Annotated in this window: 17 protein-coding genes; 9 read left to right on the top strand and 8 right to left on the bottom strand. The window is 38.5% G+C overall.

The annotated features are described in order from the left end of the window. Positions 1–99 precede the first annotated feature (99 nt). From AC58DT_RS02005 to AC58DT_RS01995, 3 genes are read left to right on the top strand one after another with little or no spacing between them, the layout of a single operon-like run. Positions 100–462, top strand: a complete 363-nt coding sequence (locus AC58DT_RS02005; RefSeq protein ID WP_497215106.1) for a four helix bundle protein — start codon at positions 100–102, stop codon at positions 460–462. Beyond that, positions 450–614 carry a hypothetical protein gene (locus AC58DT_RS02000; protein WP_497215105.1) on the top strand — a complete coding sequence of 55 codons (165 nt, stop codon included), beginning with the start codon at positions 450–452 and terminating at the stop codon, positions 612–614. The genes AC58DT_RS02005 and AC58DT_RS02000 overlap by 13 nt, the downstream gene beginning before the upstream one ends. Next, positions 589–1,980 carry a sugar transferase gene (locus tag AC58DT_RS01995; protein WP_497215104.1) on the top strand — a complete coding sequence of 464 codons (1,392 nt, stop codon included), beginning with the start codon at positions 589–591 and terminating at the stop codon, positions 1,978–1,980. Before AC58DT_RS02000 ends, AC58DT_RS01995 begins: the two co-directional genes overlap by 26 nt. A 192-nt stretch (positions 1,981–2,172) precedes the next feature. Here AC58DT_RS01995 and AC58DT_RS01990 read toward each other — a convergent pair whose 3' ends face one another. Then, positions 2,173–2,784: an alpha-ketoglutarate-dependent dioxygenase AlkB family protein gene (locus tag AC58DT_RS01990; RefSeq protein ID WP_497215103.1), complete on the bottom strand. Its 612-nt coding sequence runs from the start codon at positions 2,782–2,784 to the stop codon at positions 2,173–2,175. A gap of 128 nt (positions 2,785–2,912) precedes the next feature. Here AC58DT_RS01990 and AC58DT_RS01985 point away from each other — a divergent pair, with 128 nt between their 5' ends. Both AC58DT_RS01985 and AC58DT_RS01980 read left to right on the top strand, forming a co-directional pair. After that, complete coding sequence (locus AC58DT_RS01985) at positions 2,913–3,473, top strand: LemA family protein (RefSeq protein ID WP_497215102.1); 561 nt, start codon at positions 2,913–2,915, stop codon at positions 3,471–3,473. A 44-nt stretch (positions 3,474–3,517) separates the two neighbouring features. Next, positions 3,518–5,254 carry a DUF2207 domain-containing protein gene (locus AC58DT_RS01980; RefSeq protein ID WP_497215101.1) on the top strand — a complete coding sequence of 579 codons (1,737 nt, stop codon included), beginning with the start codon at positions 3,518–3,520 and terminating at the stop codon, positions 5,252–5,254. Positions 5,255–5,284: 30 nt separating this feature from the next. Here AC58DT_RS01980 and AC58DT_RS01975 read toward each other — a convergent pair whose 3' ends face one another. Both AC58DT_RS01975 and AC58DT_RS01970 read right to left on the bottom strand, forming a co-directional pair. Continuing rightward, entirely contained in the window at positions 5,285–5,947 is a 663-nt protein-coding gene (locus AC58DT_RS01975; RefSeq protein WP_497215100.1) for a hypothetical protein, read from the bottom strand. Between the two features lie 65 nt (positions 5,948–6,012). Continuing rightward, entirely contained in the window at positions 6,013–6,828 is an 816-nt protein-coding gene (locus AC58DT_RS01970; RefSeq protein ID WP_497215099.1) for a 2,3,4,5-tetrahydropyridine-2,6-dicarboxylate N-succinyltransferase, read from the bottom strand. A 156-nt stretch (positions 6,829–6,984) separates the two neighbouring features. Here AC58DT_RS01970 and ruvX point away from each other — a divergent pair, with 156 nt between their 5' ends. The 4 genes from ruvX to mazG all read left to right on the top strand — a co-directional run bounded on the left by ruvX (position 6,985) and on the right by mazG (position 9,547). Beyond that, on the top strand, positions 6,985–7,395 hold the full coding sequence (gene ruvX, locus AC58DT_RS01965; RefSeq protein ID WP_497215098.1) for a Holliday junction resolvase RuvX: 411 nt from the start codon (positions 6,985–6,987) through the stop codon (positions 7,393–7,395). Between the two features lie 4 nt (positions 7,396–7,399). Continuing rightward, complete coding sequence (gene def, locus AC58DT_RS01960; protein WP_497215097.1) at positions 7,400–7,990, top strand: peptide deformylase; 591 nt, start codon at positions 7,400–7,402, stop codon at positions 7,988–7,990. A 65-nt stretch (positions 7,991–8,055) separates the two neighbouring features. Next, positions 8,056–8,607 (top strand): DUF5606 family protein, encoded by a 552-nt coding sequence (locus AC58DT_RS01955; protein WP_497215096.1) that lies wholly within the window; start codon positions 8,056–8,058, stop codon positions 8,605–8,607. Between the two features lie 166 nt (positions 8,608–8,773). Next, positions 8,774–9,547, top strand: coding sequence for a nucleoside triphosphate pyrophosphohydrolase (mazG, locus tag AC58DT_RS01950; RefSeq protein ID WP_497215095.1), 774 nt, complete (start codon positions 8,774–8,776; stop codon positions 9,545–9,547). A gap of 64 nt (positions 9,548–9,611) precedes the next feature. Here the strand turns inward: mazG and AC58DT_RS01945 are convergent, their stop codons facing one another. The 5 genes from AC58DT_RS01945 to AC58DT_RS01925 form a co-directional block, all read right to left on the bottom strand. Continuing rightward, positions 9,612–11,720: a DUF349 domain-containing protein gene (locus AC58DT_RS01945; protein WP_497215094.1), complete on the bottom strand. Its 2,109-nt coding sequence runs from the start codon at positions 11,718–11,720 to the stop codon at positions 9,612–9,614. 102 nt (positions 11,721–11,822) lie between these two features. After that, positions 11,823–12,554 carry a shikimate dehydrogenase family protein gene (locus AC58DT_RS01940; protein WP_497215093.1) on the bottom strand — a complete coding sequence of 244 codons (732 nt, stop codon included), beginning with the start codon at positions 12,552–12,554 and terminating at the stop codon, positions 11,823–11,825. After that, positions 12,547–13,569: a DUF368 domain-containing protein gene (locus tag AC58DT_RS01935; RefSeq protein WP_497215092.1), complete on the bottom strand. Its 1,023-nt coding sequence runs from the start codon at positions 13,567–13,569 to the stop codon at positions 12,547–12,549. The genes AC58DT_RS01940 and AC58DT_RS01935 overlap by 8 nt, the downstream gene beginning before the upstream one ends. 17 nt (positions 13,570–13,586) lie before the next feature. Beyond that, the gene (locus AC58DT_RS01930) at positions 13,587–14,573 is read right to left on the bottom strand and encodes a DUF368 domain-containing protein (protein ID WP_497215091.1); all 987 of its coding nucleotides are present in this window, start codon (positions 14,571–14,573) and stop codon (positions 13,587–13,589) included. 35 nt (positions 14,574–14,608) lie between these two features. Further along, on the bottom strand, positions 14,609–16,009 hold the full coding sequence (locus AC58DT_RS01925; RefSeq protein WP_497215090.1) for a tetratricopeptide repeat protein: 1,401 nt from the start codon (positions 16,007–16,009) through the stop codon (positions 14,609–14,611). Positions 16,010–16,028 lie beyond the last annotated feature (19 nt).

Raw genomic sequence — 16,028 nt, 5'->3', positions numbered from 1 at the left:
GACAACAGACAACAGACAACAGACAACAGACAAGAGACAACAGACAACAGACAACAGACAACAGACAACAGACAACCGCCAACCAACAACCGAAACATCATGAAAAGTTATAAGGATCTAGATATTTATAATTTGGCTTTTCAATACTCCATCGAAGTGCATCATGCTTCGCTGAAAATGCCAAAATTTGAGTTATACGAGCAGGGTAGTCAAGTAAGAAGGTCATCAAAAAGTGTTAAGGACACGATTATTGAAGGATACGGAAGGAGAAAATACAAACTGGATTTTATTAAATTTTTGACCTATTCCCACGCTTCCTTATTGGCATGCAAGGGACAGTTGGAAACAATTCAAGAATTATATGATATCCCAGAAGTGCCTGAGTTAATTACAAAATATGATGGTTTAGGCGCAAAAATTTTTACTTTTATTCAATATGTAGAAAAAAATTGGCAAGCTTAAAAGACAACAGACAACAGACAACAGACAACAGACAACAGACAACCGACAAAAGACAACCGACAACAGACAACAGACAACAGACAACCGACAAAAGACAACCGACAACAGACAACAGACAACCGAATAATGTCCAAAAACAGCATCCATTTTGACATATCCGAACGCAAGATACTGCTGCGTATCCTGGATATAGTTAGTGTGCTGTCATTGCTATATTTAGTTGGAATTGTCTTCAATTTTGATTATTTCAAAATAAACTCCGAACATTGGGTGTGGTCTATCGTTCTGGCTATCTACCTAACTATTTTTGCAACAATTTTTGAGCTTTATAATCTTCAGAAAGCCAGTAAGTTTGATGTGGTGGTGAAAAACGTAATCATCACATCTTCGGTAACAGTGCTTTTTTATCTGCTCACCCCTTTTTACACCCCGATGTTGCCTTCCAACCGTTTGCAGATAGTCTATTTCTTTTTGGCTATAAATGTTGCAATGTTGGCGTGGCGTTATGCGTACATCATCCTAATTTCTGCTCCCCGTTTTTACAAGCGCGTACTCCTAATTGCACACGCCAGCGATGTGGAAGCTATAGTGGCCTCCCTCCAAAAATCCGATCCTAATTACCGCGTTATCGGTTATTTTAATACCGGGCCCAATGATGGAACTATAATAAATACACTTGAAATTGACTCCATCACGATTGCTGATATTTCTTTGCTGACACAAGAAATGACCATTTCTGAAATAGTTGTGGGTACCCCGCTTTCAGAAGGTATGACGGTGGAATTGAACAACCAATTGATAAAATTATTGGAAAACGGAATCCCAATTCGGGAATATACGCAGGTTTACGAGGAATTGACCCACCGTATTCCGGTACAGCACGTAGAGAAGGATTTCTATCGCTATTTCCCTTTTAGCCGTAGCAACCAAAACAAACTTTACCTTTTTTTCAATAGAATCTTGGATTTGTTTTTTTCGGTTTTGGGTCTTGCCTTTGGAATCATCTTGCTTCCTTTTTTATTGATAGGAAATTTGCTAGCAAATAGGGGGCCGTTGTTCTACAGCCAGACTAGGGTAGGGAAGAACGGCAATCACTTCAAGATTTATAAATTGCGGAGTATGGTTAAAAACGCCGAAAAGAATGGCGCCCAGTTCGCGTTGGCAAAAGATACGCGGGTTACAAAGTTTGGTAGGTTTTTAAGGAAATCCCGTTTTGATGAAATCCCCCAATTCATTAACGTTATTAAGGGCGAAATGAGTGTCATTGGCCCCCGTCCCGAACGTCCGGAGTTTGTGGAAGGCCTAATAGAAAAAATACCCTTTTATGAAGTAAGGCATCTGGTTAAACCGGGAGTAACAGGCTGGGCACAGGTAAATGCCAAATACGGCTCCACGCAAGAGGATTCACTTGAAAAACTGCAATACGATCTATATTATATAAAACACCGAAGTCTTTTTCTGGACATAACCATCATAATCAAAACACTGAGTACAATTATTTTCTTTAGAGGGCAGTAATTATTCTAAGTGTGTCTCTACTCTCTACTCTAAAGTTTGTCTTGTCATTGTCTCTCCAAAAATCCTCTTTGTCTTGTCATAAAATTGTGCATCCACAGATACTCCATAGCAAAGCCATAGCAAAGCCATAGCAAAGTCATTAAAATGTAAGAAAACAGCCCTTTTTTCCTACAAATAAAGTAGATGCTTATTTTAACTCTTATTTATTGTCCTAAACGTAAGATTTATCCGTGGGGTATGAATTTTCTTTGTTGGCGGCAAGCGGTGTAGCCAGTGGGTTTGTGTGGCACCTTTCATAATCAATAGGCTGCCATGCTCCAGATTTAGGGAAACGGTTTCTTTGGTTTCCTTGTGCTTAAATGCAAACTTGCGTTCCGCGCCAAAACTTACCGAGACTATGGCGCCGTTCCTTTTTAGGTCTTTTTCTGCATCGCTGTGCCACCCCATGCCTTCATCGCCTGAGTGGTAGAGATTGAGTAGGCAACTGTTAAAAGTTTCACCACTTTTGGCCTCAATTTTTTGTTTTAACTGTAACAGTTCCGGTGTCCATACATGTGCTTTTTTTGTGACTTTTGAATAGGTGTACTCAAACTCACTTTCGCCGTACCAGGCTACTTTGCGTTTGGTAACAATCTTTTTTCCAAAGATGATGGCTTCGTCATTTTTCCAAGCAATGGTATCCAGAAGTATGTTGTAATAATAGTTGGCTTCTTCTTCAGAAAATACCCTTCCGAAGTAATTTACAATACCATCCCGCGGCAGAAGATTGCGCTCGCTATTCATTTCAAATTTGAACAATTCCATAATAAGGCAAATAACAAACAACAAATGACAAATTCCAAATAACGAATAACAATTAACCAATAACAAAAACTTTATAGTATCTTAGATACTTCATCTTTAAGCATTAAGCAATTTAAACAACCCCTGTTATGAATATTATTTTACTTGTTATTGGCATTCTTGCCGTTGTGACTATCCTGCTCGTTATTGTCTATAACCGTTTTGTGAAAAACAGAAATGTGGTGAAGGACGCGTGGAGTAATATAGATGTTGCCCTTAAACGCCGTTATGACCTAATCCCAAATCTTGTGGAAACCGTTAAAGGATATGCCGCTCACGAAAAGACAACCTTGGAAAGTGTAATACAGGCTCGTAATACAGCGATGGCAGTGCCCTCAGACGATATAAATGCACAGATAAAAGCCGAAAACCAACTGCAACAAACCCTGCGCAGTATTTTTGCATTGGGGGAAGCCTATCCAGATTTAAAGGCAAATCCTAACTTTTTGGACCTACAGCAAAAACTTAACGAAATAGAAGAGAATCTAGAGCGCAGCCGGAGATATTATAATGGAACCGTACGCGAGAACAACACCTATGGCGAAAGTTTCCCTGGGGTACTTTTTGCAGGCATGTTGAACTATCAGCACTTTGATTATTTTGAAACCGATCAGGTAAGCCGTGAAAATGTGAAAGTCAGTTTTGAATAGATTGATAATTTTTTTTAGATGGTTGGACTGTTAGATTATTAAATATGAATAGCACTGTGGTTTTAAATAAAAAGAATTATAATCTTTTCAATAAAAAACTGTGCCTGCTAATTTTTGGAATGCTTTTTTTTCTGAAAGCTTCAGCACAGGATTTTATAGTCAACAAATGCATAGTTGATATTTATATAAGCGAAAATGGCTATTTTGATGTTGTTGAAAATTACGACATTACTTTCACTGCTCACAAACATGGTATTTACAGGGTTATAAAAACCAATTACGATCTACTTACCGAGGATGGTACCCAGGAAAAACGTAAAATTAAGATTAGAAAGATTAACGTACCCAATCATAATTTTGAAGCTGACTTCGATTTTATACAGAAGATTAGTGACAACCTTCAGATAAAGATTGGCGATAAGAACAAAACCATCATTGGGCCCCAACATTACGAAATTAAATACAGGGTTTACAATGCCTTTTTGTTTGAAGAGTCCCAGATTCGTTTTTATTGGAATATAAAATCGGACGTTTGGTACACTGTTTTTGAAAGAATAGACTTCAACATTCATTTACCGGAAAATGCTGATGTGGGCTTGGATAATATATTTGTTTATACGGGCTTTAGTGGCGAAACTAATGAAAGCAAAGAGTATGACATTAATTATGAAGATGGTGTTTTTAAAGCGAGAAGCCTGCCGCGCTTTAAGTCATATACGGGGCAGAACGTAACCGTGCTGATAAACCTTCCTTTGGGTTCGGTGAAGGAAATAAAACCGTGGTGGCCTTTCTGGACTGATTATGGTTGGACGCTGATTCTTGGTGCCCTTTTGGTACTTTTTTATTTAGTTTGGAATAAATACGGCAAGGATGATAGGGTAGTGCCCACCACCAGTTATTTTCCACCCAGCGGTATGGATCCTGCTATGGCTGGATTTTTAATTGACGACACCGAAGATACCCAAGACCTAATTTCATTGATACCCTATTGGGGGTCTCGAGGCTTAATTGCAATGGAGCAAATTCCGAAAAAAGGTTGGTTTGGTAAAGAGGATACAAAACTCACAAGGCTAAGACCCTTACCCGACGGCGCTCCTGACTATGAACAGAAAATTTTCACAGGCCTTTTTGGCAGTGCTTCAGGATCTTCAAAGAAAGAAGTTTTAATCAGTAGCTTGAAGGATACATTTTATACAAAAATGACGAGTGCCAAAGCACTTTTAAAAGTCAAGGCCCAAGTTTATTATGACCCGCAGGCAAAAAAAATGCAGACCCGAACTATCATAGGCACACTGCTTATTGGATTATTTTTATTTTTTACCTTCTTAATTACTTGGGGGCTTTTTGCCGCATTGGCCGTTATTCCAGTAGCTATATTTCTTTTATTTATGACCGTGCATATGGTGAAGAAAAACGCCAAGGGTAATGCAGCATTTTCAGAATTAAAAGGATTTAGAAATTTTATTAAGATTGCAGAAGAAAACAAGCTAAAAATGTTATTGCACGATAGTCCTTCGTATTTTGAAACTACTATGGGGTATGCCATTGCTTTTGGACTTTTCGATCAATGGGCAAAAAAGTTTGAAGCCTTAAATCTTCAGCCCCCCAGTTGGTATACATCGTCTACGGGAGCGTTTACCATGCACAATTTTTCGCGTTCGTTTTCAGATTCCATAGCAACGGCCAAATCTACTATGGTCAGTTCTCCATCCAGCAGTAGTTCTGGAGGTGGTGGTTCTTCGGGAGGTGGTTTTGGCGGTGGTGGTGGCGGAAGCTGGTAGCAAAGCTATGGCTAAGCTAAAACTAAGCTTTTATTCATAATACATTTTGAATATTTGGTACATATCCTGCCCCTCCATAGTCACGCTTATAATATAAAACCCTTCCTTTTTTTCAATTATGGAATATTGGTATGTATCGCCCGGAATACTCATGTTTGACCGGGTTTCATTATCACTTTCTATAAATTCTAGTTCAAAATCATAAGTGCCAATCCATTTAAAGAAAAGTTTGGAATAGGTATTGTCAGTAAAGTTATCCTGCCAGTAGCCGTCTTTTATTTTAACCATTGTACGTTCACCACTTGCTTCAAAATAACTGAAATCTTCCGTCTTCTTAAAAGTTTTTAATTCTTTCTTGGAAATGGTGGTTTTTGGTTTTTCGGCAACAATTTTAGCATCGTCAACGTGTGGTTCAAGTTTTTGCAAAAGTTGCTGAAATGCTACACAATTTCGCTGTAATCGGTAATAAAGCTTTCGTTCTGCTTCTTCAATTTTTTCCTCAGGCAGGGTTTCCAAGAAAGCGCTGAAATTATTTCGGTACAGAATATCAAGTTTTATTTCATCACTTTCTATATAATCCAGAGTTTCTAAATAAGCGCATATTTCAGCTGCAGCAGCATCTATTTCTTCAACCGTTTGCGAATATAGGATTGTTGTGCAAATGATAAAAAAGGGCAGGAGTAAGTTTTTCATTTTTATAAAAATGTAAGGATTGTTATAATTTGGTGTTCTATACAAAGAAATGTATAGTTTTTATGTTATACAGCTACCCCGTACTCCCGCAATGCATCATTCAATGAAGTTTTTAGATTGGTACTCTCCTTGCGTTTCCCGATAATCAAAGCACAGGGTACGTGGTAGTCCCCAGCGGGAAATTTCTTGGTATAACTTCCGGGAATGACCACTGAACGTGCCGGAACTGCACCTTTCGTTTCCACGGGCATATCTCCTGTAACATCTATAATTTTTGTGGAAGCGGTAAGCACCACATTGGCGCCCAACACTGCCTCCTTACCTACGCGTACGCCCTCTACCACTATACAGCGCGAGCCTACAAAAGCACCGTCTTCAATTATAACCGGAGCTGCCTGCAACGGTTCCAATACACCGCCGATACCCACACCGCCACTAAGGTGAACGTTTTTGCCAATCTGAGCGCAGCTGCCCACAGTTGCCCATGTATCAACCATAGTGCCTTCATCAACATAAGCACCAATGTTCACATAACTTGGCATAAGGATTACTCCTTTGGAAATATATGCTCCGTGTCGTGCAACAGCGTGCGGTACTACACGAATGCCCTTGGCTTCATAGCCAGATTTTAAAGGGATTTTATCGTGATATTCAAAAATGCCTGCTTCCATGGTGCGCATTTTCTGAATGGGAAAATATAAAACGATGGCTTTTTTTACCCATTCGTTTACTTGCCAGCCATCTGCGGTTGGTTCAGCACAGCGCAGCTTGCCTTCATCACAAAGGTTAACAACTTCACGAATGGCTACTATGGTTTCGGTTTCGGTTAGTAGGGAACGGTCTTCCCAAGCTTTTTCTATGGTTTGTTGTAACTCGGTCATATCTTGTTGATTCTATGTTTTCTATTGATACTATATATGCTTTTGTTTTTTTCTTTCTTTTCCGTCATCCATTACTCAACAAATATAAAACCTCCTACTCAATTAAATGACCATTTATAGCATACTATTTCCGAAACCCTTATTTTTGCAGTCGTTATGGGAAGAATTTTAGCATTGGATTACGGTAGCAAGCGAACTGGCATCGCCATTACGGACGAATTGCAGCTTATTGCTTCAGGATTGACCACGGTGGCCACTGCTGATTTAATGGATTTTTTGAAAAAATATATTGCCTCAGAAAAAGTAGACTTGGTTTTGGTTGGCGAACCAAAACAAAAAGATGGAACCCATTCCACCATTGAAGAACAAATTCAACAGTTTTTAAAGAAATTTTCAGAAGTCTTCCCCGACTTAGAAGTGAAACGCGTAGATGAGCGTTACACAAGCAAAATGGCGTTTCAGACTATGATAGATAGCGGTCTAAAGAAGAAGCAGCGACAAAACAAAGCGCTTGTTGATGAAATTAGCGCAACCATAATTTTACAAGAGTTTTTATATAATAAATAAATTAATGATACTACCGATTGTAGCCTACGGCGATCCCGTATTGCGAAAAGAAACAGAAAAAATATCCAAGGACTATCCAAACCTGGATAAGATTCTCGAAAACATGTTTGAAACCATGTACGAAGCCCGGGGTATTGGTCTTGCAGCCCCACAGGTAAATTTGCCCATTCGCCTTTTTATTGTGGATGCAACACCATTTGAAGACGATGAAGACCTAAGTGAAGAAGAACAGAAATTTGTTTCTACTTTTAAAAAAGTGTTCATTAATGCTCGTATAATTGAAGAGTCTGGTGATGAATGGGCTTTTAATGAAGGTTGCTTGAGCATCCCCGATGTACGGGAAGATGTGTTCCGCCAGCCAAACATCGTGATGGAATATGAGGACGAAAACTTCAAAAAACATACAGAGACCTTTAACGGGATTGTAGCCCGAATCATTCAGCATGAATATGATCATATTGAAGGAATTCTATTTACCGACAAGCTTTCACCGTTAAAGAAACGATTGATAAAAAGTAAATTGACAAACATTTCTAAAGGTAAAGTGGGCGTTGATTACAAAATGAAATTCCCCAATGCAAAAAAGAAACGTTAACACGCTTGTTTATATAAACCAAACCAAAGATATTTGCATCTGTTAAAACAAATTAAAAGTATTTTATGAGCTTAGAAAAAGTGCTTTCCATTTCAGGTAAACCTGGACTTTATAAATTAAAAACCCAAACCCGTACCGGCTTTCTTGCAGAGTCGCTGCTGGACGGAAAAACCATAAACGTTAGTGGTCGCCACAACGTGAGCCTGCTTTCTGAAATTGCCGTCTATACATTGACGGAAGAGGTGCCACTTCGCGAAGTTTTCAAAAAGATTTCTGAAAAAGAAGGAGGAAAAGAAACCATAAGCCATAAAGCTTCAAAAGAAGAACTGGAAGAATTTTTCTTCGGCGTAATGCCAGATTATGATGAAGATCGTGTGTATGCAAGTGATATCAAAAAAATAGTACAATGGTACAATATGCTCATCAAAAACGGAATAAACGATTTTTCAGAAGCAAAGGAAGAAACCGAAAAGACTGAAAAAGAATTAAGCGATAAACCCAAAGAAGCAAAGAATCCAGCTGCTAAAAAAGCTGCTGCGCCAAAATCAGCAACGCCAAAAGCTTCTTCAGCCAAAAAGGGCGGAGCCACAAAAAGTGCGGCTTCGCGTAAAACCTAGCGAGGAATTTTAAATTGTCAGTTATATATTTGAAAGAAAATCCCTCAATCCATTATGGGTTTTGGGATTTTTTATTTTTCTAAAAATAAACAGTGGGGGTAATTGTGAATTCATGATTTTTCTACTTTTAACCTGAAATCTGAAACCTGAAACCGATATCAAAAAAATGAACTCCCGTAAAGATCAACTAAAAGCTTTCGATAGACTATTGACTATTATGGACGAACTGCGCGAGCAGTGCCCGTGGGATAAAAAGCAAACCATGGAGACACTTCGGCATTTAACCATTGAAGAAACCTATGAATTGGGCGATGCAATTTTGGATAACGATTTACAGGAAGTGAAAAAGGAATTGGGCGATGTGCTGTTGCATATTGTATTTTATGCCAAAATAGGTAGCGAGACCAACGATTTTGACATTGCCGATGTTTGCAATGATATATGTGAAAAACTCATTTCCCGACACCCCCATATCTACGGCGATGTGAATGTTTCCGATGAAGAAGAAGTAAAGCGAAATTGGGAAAATCTAAAACTGAAAGAAGGCAAAAAAAGCGTTTTGGAAGGCGTTCCAAAATCATTGCCCGCTTTGGTTAAAGCTAGCAGAATACAGGATAAGGTTGCTGGAGTAGGTTTTGACTGGGAAGAACCGCAACAGGTTTTTGAAAAATTACAGGAAGAATTGGGAGAACTGCAACACGAAGTAAACGAAAATAATCAGAAAAAGATTGAGGCTGAATTTGGCGATGTTTTGTTCTCTATGATAAATTACGCAAGATTTTTAAAGGTAAATCCAGAGAACGCACTCGAACGCACCAATAAAAAATTCATAAAACGTTTTCAGTATTTGGAAAGCAAGGCAAAGGAAATGAACAAATCCTTAAAAGATATGACGCTGGCAGAGATGGATGTTTTTTGGAACGAAGCTAAAAACCACTAGGCAGTGTTCAGTGGCAGTACGCAGTTCATAAATCCAAAATCGTCAATCTACAATCGTCCATCCATTAATCCTCCCGAACTTCCTTGATTTTTGAAAGTTTCGCCTTCCAAACCTCAAGTTGTTCTTTGTGGCGTGCTATGTTTTTATGCACTTCTTTCACTAATGGATTGTTTTCATCAACGTGATGGAAAAAGCCTAAATTATTTTCCAATTGACGGATTTCATCTTTAGTTTCATCTATCTTTTTTGAAATAAAGAAATGCTCGTTCTGTAGTTTTCGCTCATCTTCACGGTTTACAAGCGTATTCAATTTATTGTCAAATTTTATAAGCTCGGTTTCTTTTTTGCCTAAATCCAATTTGCCGAAAAGACCGTCCAATGTTTTATTGAATTTCTGCTCAATATTGCGTTTATTGTAAGGTACTCTTCCAATTTCCTTCCAAGCGGTAATATGTTCTTTTATCGCTTTAACATCGGCTTTATGGTCTCCGCTCAATTCAAACGAGGATAATTTTTCCAACATTTGTTGTTTGGCTTCAAAATGCTCCATTTCCTCTTTGTTGGCCTCGTTTTTCTGTGCGTGCAGTCTGTCAAAGTAATGGTTACAAGCTTTTTTGAACTGCTTCCAAATTTTGTCACTGTCTTTTCTTGGCACATGGCCAATGTTTTTCCAATCGTTTTGGATTTTTTTCATCAACGAGGTTGTGGCATCAAAATCTTCACTGTCCTTATTCTCTTCCGCAATTTTAATAAGTTCGCGTTTTTTCTCCAGATTAGTATATTGTTCTTTTTTCTGGTTTTTGTAGAAACTGTTTTTTTGATGGTTGAAGTTACCCGTAGCATCTTTAAAAGCTTTCCAAATTTCCTTATTGTTGGCACGTGGAACTCTACCGGTATTGAAAAAAGAATCCCGAAGTTCCTGAACTTTCTTGATTGCGTTCTGCCAACCTTGGTGGCTTGGTTTGGCCTCTTGGGTAGCTGTCTTTATTTCTTCTACTATTTCTTTCTTCTTTTCAAGGTTGGCTTCAAAGTCTTTTTCCATTTCGGCCAATTGCGCTTGGCGCTTGTCGTGGATTACCTTTGTGGCCTCGCTGAACTTGTCCCAAACTTCATCGCGATATTCCTTGGCAACTGGTCCTACATCTTCTTTCCACATTTTATGGAGCATCTGCAATTCGCGGAATGCTTTATTAATATTATCTTCCTGTGCAAGTTCTTCTGCGCGGGTAATTAATTTAAGTTTGGCGTCGAGGTTGTGCTTAAAATCCAGATCACGAAACTCGCGGTTTAAATGCAGAAAATCATAAAAGTTCTCCACGTGGTGGTGATAGGTATTCCAAACGGTATTGTACTTGTCGCGCGGAATAGCGCCGGCAACATGCCATTTTTCCTGAATTTCCTTAAAGTGCTTATAAGTAGTGTTTATATTTTCCTCGGCGCCCAAAAGACCTTTTAGTTCTTCTATCAATTCCCAGCGCTTGTCTAGGTTTGATTGTAGGTCTTTTTTAAGGTTTTTATAATGATTGTTGCGCCTTTCTTTGTAGTCAAAATAGAGGGAGTTGAATTCTTTTTTTAGCGGGGTAGTGTAGTGGAAATCGATTATATTTCCGCCTTCTGCAAGAAACTCTTCCTTTTTATGTTCCAGTTCTTCATTAAACTTACTGTTGAATTCCGAACGGATTTCCTCAACATCATGCTTTAACTCCTGAATCTTTTTAGTTTTTAAAAGTTTGTCAAACTCAGCAACTAATTCTTTTTCTGAAAGTGTGCTGTAATCTTTTTGTGCCTTTTCCTCGTGGTCTTCTTCATCTTCCTCATCTTCGGAAGATGCTACTTCTTCCTCATCTTCTTCAGTTTCATTGTTCTCCGAGGCTTCAATCTTTTCGTTTGAACTGGCCTCTATCGTTTCTTTTTCTTTAACTGCTTCCTTTTCGGCGACCATGGCTTCCTCTACAATGTTTTCTTCCCCAGATTTTTCATCAGCAACAGCCTCGCTCTCTGAATTTTCTTCGGAAGTGCTTTTTTCCTGTTGCACTTCTTCAGTCTCGGTTTCGGATGTGTTCTCTTGGGCCGATTCTTCTGGAGTTACAGATGTAACATTTGTTTCTTCCATAGCTTCGGTAGCTGGAATTTCTTTTTCGTTTTCTTCCTGAGGCAATTTTTCGTCAGACATTTGTTTCAATGTTTAGGTTCGTTTTTCTTGGACGGTCAAGATACTAACAACTGCGCAATTGGCAAAGCACACAGCGTTTTTTTGATTTTTTTTATATGAATTTTATGAATTCCAGATTGCCCAAGCGCTCTCTGCCTGTAGCGCTAACATTTTCAACCCATTACTGGTTTGGGCGCCTTGCAATTTTCCGCGTTCTAAAAATTCGGTTTCGGCGGGATTGTAGATTAAATCGAAAAGCAAATGATTTTCAGTAATAAATTGATAGGGAAGGGGCGGGCAATCATCGATGTTTGGGAAGGTGCCCAAAGGTGTACTGTTTATAATTAACAGATTATTTTCAATAAATAATTTATCTAAAGAAGAATAATCCAAAGTTTTGGGTCCTTTTTTTCGGCTTACAAATCTAAAATCGAAATTTAAGTTTTGCAGGGCATACGCTATCGCTTTGGAAGCTCCGCCCGTACCCAAAATTAGGGCAGTATTTTTTTGAAGTGGTAAAAATGGTTCAAGTGCTTTCTGAAAACCAAAATGGTCCGTATTGTAGCCAGTGAGTTTTCCATTTTTAGAAATTTCAATAGTGTTTACAGCTCCAATTTTTTCAGCATCGGGAGCTAAACTATCTAGAAAAGGAATTACTTTTTCCTTATAGGGAATAGTAACGTTTAGGCCTTTTAAATTGGGCGTTTTGTTAATTATTTCTGGAAATTTTTCAATTGAGGAAATATCAAAATTTTCATAAGTATGCGGTAGGTTCTCTCTTTCAAATTTTTCTGAAAAGAATTTCTTTGAAAAGGAATAATCAATGTCTTTACCTATCAATCCAAATTTAGACACCTTGTTTCTTTTTGTGGTTATCATACCAGTCCAAACTGAGGACAATCGCTATTCCAACAATTATAAAAATAATTGCAAGTATGGTTTCAAAACTTAATTCGGAAGGAAAAAAGCGGTTGTAACCCCGTATGATTTCTCTTCCGTTGGCATCAAATTGAATTTGGCCCAGAGCGTCCAATTCATATTTTTTTTCTTTCCAGGGCCAAACCACGCCCAGCGAACCTGCAATAAAACCAATTATTACGGCATAGGTAGCTTTTTTGAACCTCTTTAAAACGTATGCTAAAAGATGCGACAGCGAGACCAAGCCTACCAATGAACCCAACGAAAAAACTGCCAGAACCTTTAAAAGCTCTATGCGCTCTGCATCATAAACCCAACTGAAATCTCCTTGAAAAACATCAGCAAATGTATCAAAAAGTGAATTTACTGAATCTACTAAAAGTAGAACGTAATTTCCCAAAAGCATAAGTATAAAAGACCCCGAAAGTCCCGGCAAAGTCATCCCTGAAACGCTTATAATTCCACAGAAAAAGACAAATAGCAAGTTGCTATTTTCCTTCGCGGGTTCCAAAAAACTGATCGCAACCCCTGCAGCGACACCGCAGAGCAAATAGCCAACATATTTGCGATTCCAATCGCCAAAATCTTTCGCAATAAAATAAATGGAGCCGATAATCATTCCGAAAAAAGCACTCCAAACAAAGAGTTCGTAATGTTCAATCAAATAATCCAAAAGTTTTGAAACGCTAAAATAACTTATGACCATTCCCAGAATCAACAGGCTTAAAAACTGCCCATTGGTATATCTGTAAAAACTCTTAAAACGCCCGTTAATTAAAAGCTTGAACGCTTTTCTGTTTACTTTCTGAAGGGAATAAATAAATTCTTCATAAAAACCAGCTACAAATGCTACAACGCCCCCTGAAACGCCGGGCACTTTATTGGCAGCGCCCATCCCGAGTCCTTTTAAGACCAGCCAAGTTTTATCGGAAAAGGAACGGTTCTCGTACACAGATTTGGGTTATTGAGTTATTGGTTATTTTGACTACTGATTACTTTCCTCCCGGCAACTCTTTCTAACAAAAAAATTGTTAAAAAGCCTATGATTGCAAAAAGCATTGCATACAAAATCTGTGGACTGCCGTCATAATTTTGCGGAAGGATGCTTCTTTCAATAAAAGGAATTTGTTCCCCAGCATGGTTCATTCTATACTGCAGAACTTCCTTCCATGGCCAAATTTTATTTAGGGCACCAATCATAAAACCGGTAAGCACCGCAAGTATTAGGTTTTTGTGATGTTTGAACATCCAGTTTAGAGCTCTGGAAAAAACTTTTAAACCAATAACGGCGCCAACGGCAAAAATTAAAAGTTTGCCTAAGGCGCCCAGGAAAAGCGAACTGTTCAAGGTTGTGATTCCTTCACCCAATTGGGTTACAATTCCAATTACTGTGGTATATGCACCCAAAAGCAGAAGGATAAATGCACCGGAAATGCCGGGAAGTATCATTGCAATAATTGCTATAAAACCTGCGAAAAAGAGAAACCACGTACTTTCCGGAGAGCCAACGGGGTCTGCGATGGTTATTAAATAGGATGCCACCGAAGCTATGATCATCGCTATAATCACAGCCAATCTCCAACTGGTAATTTGTTTGCCTACATACACAATACTGGCAATTACCAACCCAAAAAAGAACGACCAGACCATAATTGGGTAAACCTCCAATAGCCAAGTAATCAATTTTGCCAACGAAATAATACTGATGAAAACCCCTGAAAACAACGCTAAAAGGAATCCAAGGTTGTAGTGCTTCCAAGCCTTTAAAAAACCTTCCTTTTTCCATATTTTGAAAAAGCCGAGATCCAAGTTGTGAATGGTTTCTATCAGCTCTTCATAGATGCCGGAAATGAAGGCGATAGTTCCGCCAGAAACACCTGGCACTACATCGGCAGCACCCATAGCGAGGCCTTTAGCAGTTACTGTTAAATATTGAAGAAAATTTCTTTGAGGCATAGGTCTATGTTGCTAAAACCCCAAAAATACAGAAATTAAAGCGAAGGATTTTTGTGTTGTTTGATTATTTCAATAACCTGTTCCATTTGATAAACTTGTGGAAAAAGTTCTTCAATGATCATTAAATATTCAGGTTCAGACTTTAAGGCATTTCTAAGGTGAAATGCGCCTTTATCGTTTTCATTTAATGTGAAATATAAACCCGAAAGGCGATATTCTATCTCAGCATGTTCTGGATAAAATTCCAAGGCTTGGTTGAAGTTATTCACTGCGGCCTCAAATTCACCGAGATTGGTTAAAATATCACCGCGAGTCAACCAAGATTCAATTTCGTAATTCCCCAACTCCAAAGCTTTTCGAAAACCTACCTCTGCTTCCTCAAAATGGTTTAGCTTATTATTTATTTTTGCGTAGCGCTTCCAATAGAGCACATTTTCGCTGTCGATATTGATAGCTTTTTCTATGTAATAAAGCGCTTTCTGAAACTGTTTGTTTTTAGTATAAAAATCAGTAATAGCTATCCAGCCTTTGTCCAGCAAAGAATCTTCCTCTACACATTTGGTGTAGAATTGGATGGCCATTTCGGCATTGCCCAACTTCTCATAGCATTTCCCAATTCGCAACAATGCATAGGAAGTTGGATCGTCCAACCCTAAGGTTATGGAGTAGCTCTCTATTGCTTCTTCGTGCTTTTTAAGTTTCTCCAATACTCTTCCCTTTTCGAGATATGCACCGATAAAGCGGTCATCACTAATAATTGCGAAATCAAATGCTGCAAGAGCCTTTTTGTAGTCTTTCAGTTCATAATACTGTTTGCCTACTTGATGCCAAGCTACTTCGCAATATGGATTTTTATTAAGGAAATCGTTTAAATAATCAATCGCTGCTTCGTATTCGTCAAGGTATTCAAAGCAGTAAATAATATTGTAAAGCGCTGAATAATCTTCTTCGTCTTCTTCCAAACATCTCATAAAATAGTGTTTGGCATTTTCGTAATCTTCAAGAAATAAATACTCCATTCCCAGCAAAGAAAGCACATCGGCCTCATCAGCTGTAATCTCCAATGCCTGCTCTAAAAGGGAAATTGCCTCTTTGTGCTTATCGCGACGAGAGAAAATATTTGCTTTTTGAATGTAAATCTCCTCGTTGCTTTGTTCCAATTGGTACAACTCGTCCAAAAGTTCATCAGCGATGTCTAGTTGGTTTTCAAAAATGTACATTTCTATTTGGAAAAGCTTGAGGTTTGTAGAGGAAGGATGTTGTTCCAGTCCCAACTTGGTCGCTTTCTTGGCAAGTGCAATCTTTCCGTTTTCAAGGTAGTGGTGCACTATTTCTTCAAATTCCTCTGAATCGAAAAATAGAACGCTGTTGGTTTTCAGCATAGATTCAAATTTTTCCAGCGAGAAGTTGTTATGCTCGTTTGAACTTAATTGCATACGCACGGTTTAACGGTTT

The organism is Aequorivita sp. CRS11 (assembly GCF_059693805.1).
This window is presented reverse-complemented; position numbering and strand designations above follow the sequence as displayed.

Bases quoted from the DNA above. Each gene is read 5' to 3' on its own strand.
- AC58DT_RS02005 (WP_497215106.1), top strand. From the start codon at position 100: ATGAAAAGTTATAAGGATCTAGATATTTATAATTTGGCTTTTCAATAC.
- AC58DT_RS01995 (WP_497215104.1), top strand. From the start codon at position 589: ATGTCCAAAAACAGCATCCATTTTGACATATCCGAACGCAAGATACTG.
- AC58DT_RS01990 (WP_497215103.1), bottom strand. From the start codon at position 2,784: ATGGAATTGTTCAAATTTGAAATGAATAGCGAGCGCAATCTTCTGCCG.
- AC58DT_RS01985 (WP_497215102.1), top strand. From the start codon at position 2,913: ATGAATATTATTTTACTTGTTATTGGCATTCTTGCCGTTGTGACTATC.
- AC58DT_RS01980 (WP_497215101.1), top strand. From the start codon at position 3,518: ATGAATAGCACTGTGGTTTTAAATAAAAAGAATTATAATCTTTTCAAT.
- AC58DT_RS01975 (WP_497215100.1), bottom strand. From the start codon at position 5,947: ATGAAAAACTTACTCCTGCCCTTTTTTATCATTTGCACAACAATCCTA.
- AC58DT_RS01970 (WP_497215099.1), bottom strand. From the start codon at position 6,828: ATGACCGAGTTACAACAAACCATAGAAAAAGCTTGGGAAGACCGTTCC.
- ruvX (WP_497215098.1), top strand. From the start codon at position 6,985: ATGGGAAGAATTTTAGCATTGGATTACGGTAGCAAGCGAACTGGCATC.
- def (WP_497215097.1), top strand. From the start codon at position 7,400: ATGATACTACCGATTGTAGCCTACGGCGATCCCGTATTGCGAAAAGAA.
- AC58DT_RS01955 (WP_497215096.1), top strand. From the start codon at position 8,056: ATGAGCTTAGAAAAAGTGCTTTCCATTTCAGGTAAACCTGGACTTTAT.
- mazG (WP_497215095.1), top strand. From the start codon at position 8,774: ATGAACTCCCGTAAAGATCAACTAAAAGCTTTCGATAGACTATTGACT.
- AC58DT_RS01945 (WP_497215094.1), bottom strand. From the start codon at position 11,720: ATGTCTGACGAAAAATTGCCTCAGGAAGAAAACGAAAAAGAAATTCCA.
- AC58DT_RS01930 (WP_497215091.1), bottom strand. From the start codon at position 14,573: ATGCCTCAAAGAAATTTTCTTCAATATTTAACAGTAACTGCTAAAGGC.
- AC58DT_RS01925 (WP_497215090.1), bottom strand. From the start codon at position 16,009: ATGCAATTAAGTTCAAACGAGCATAACAACTTCTCGCTGGAAAAATTT.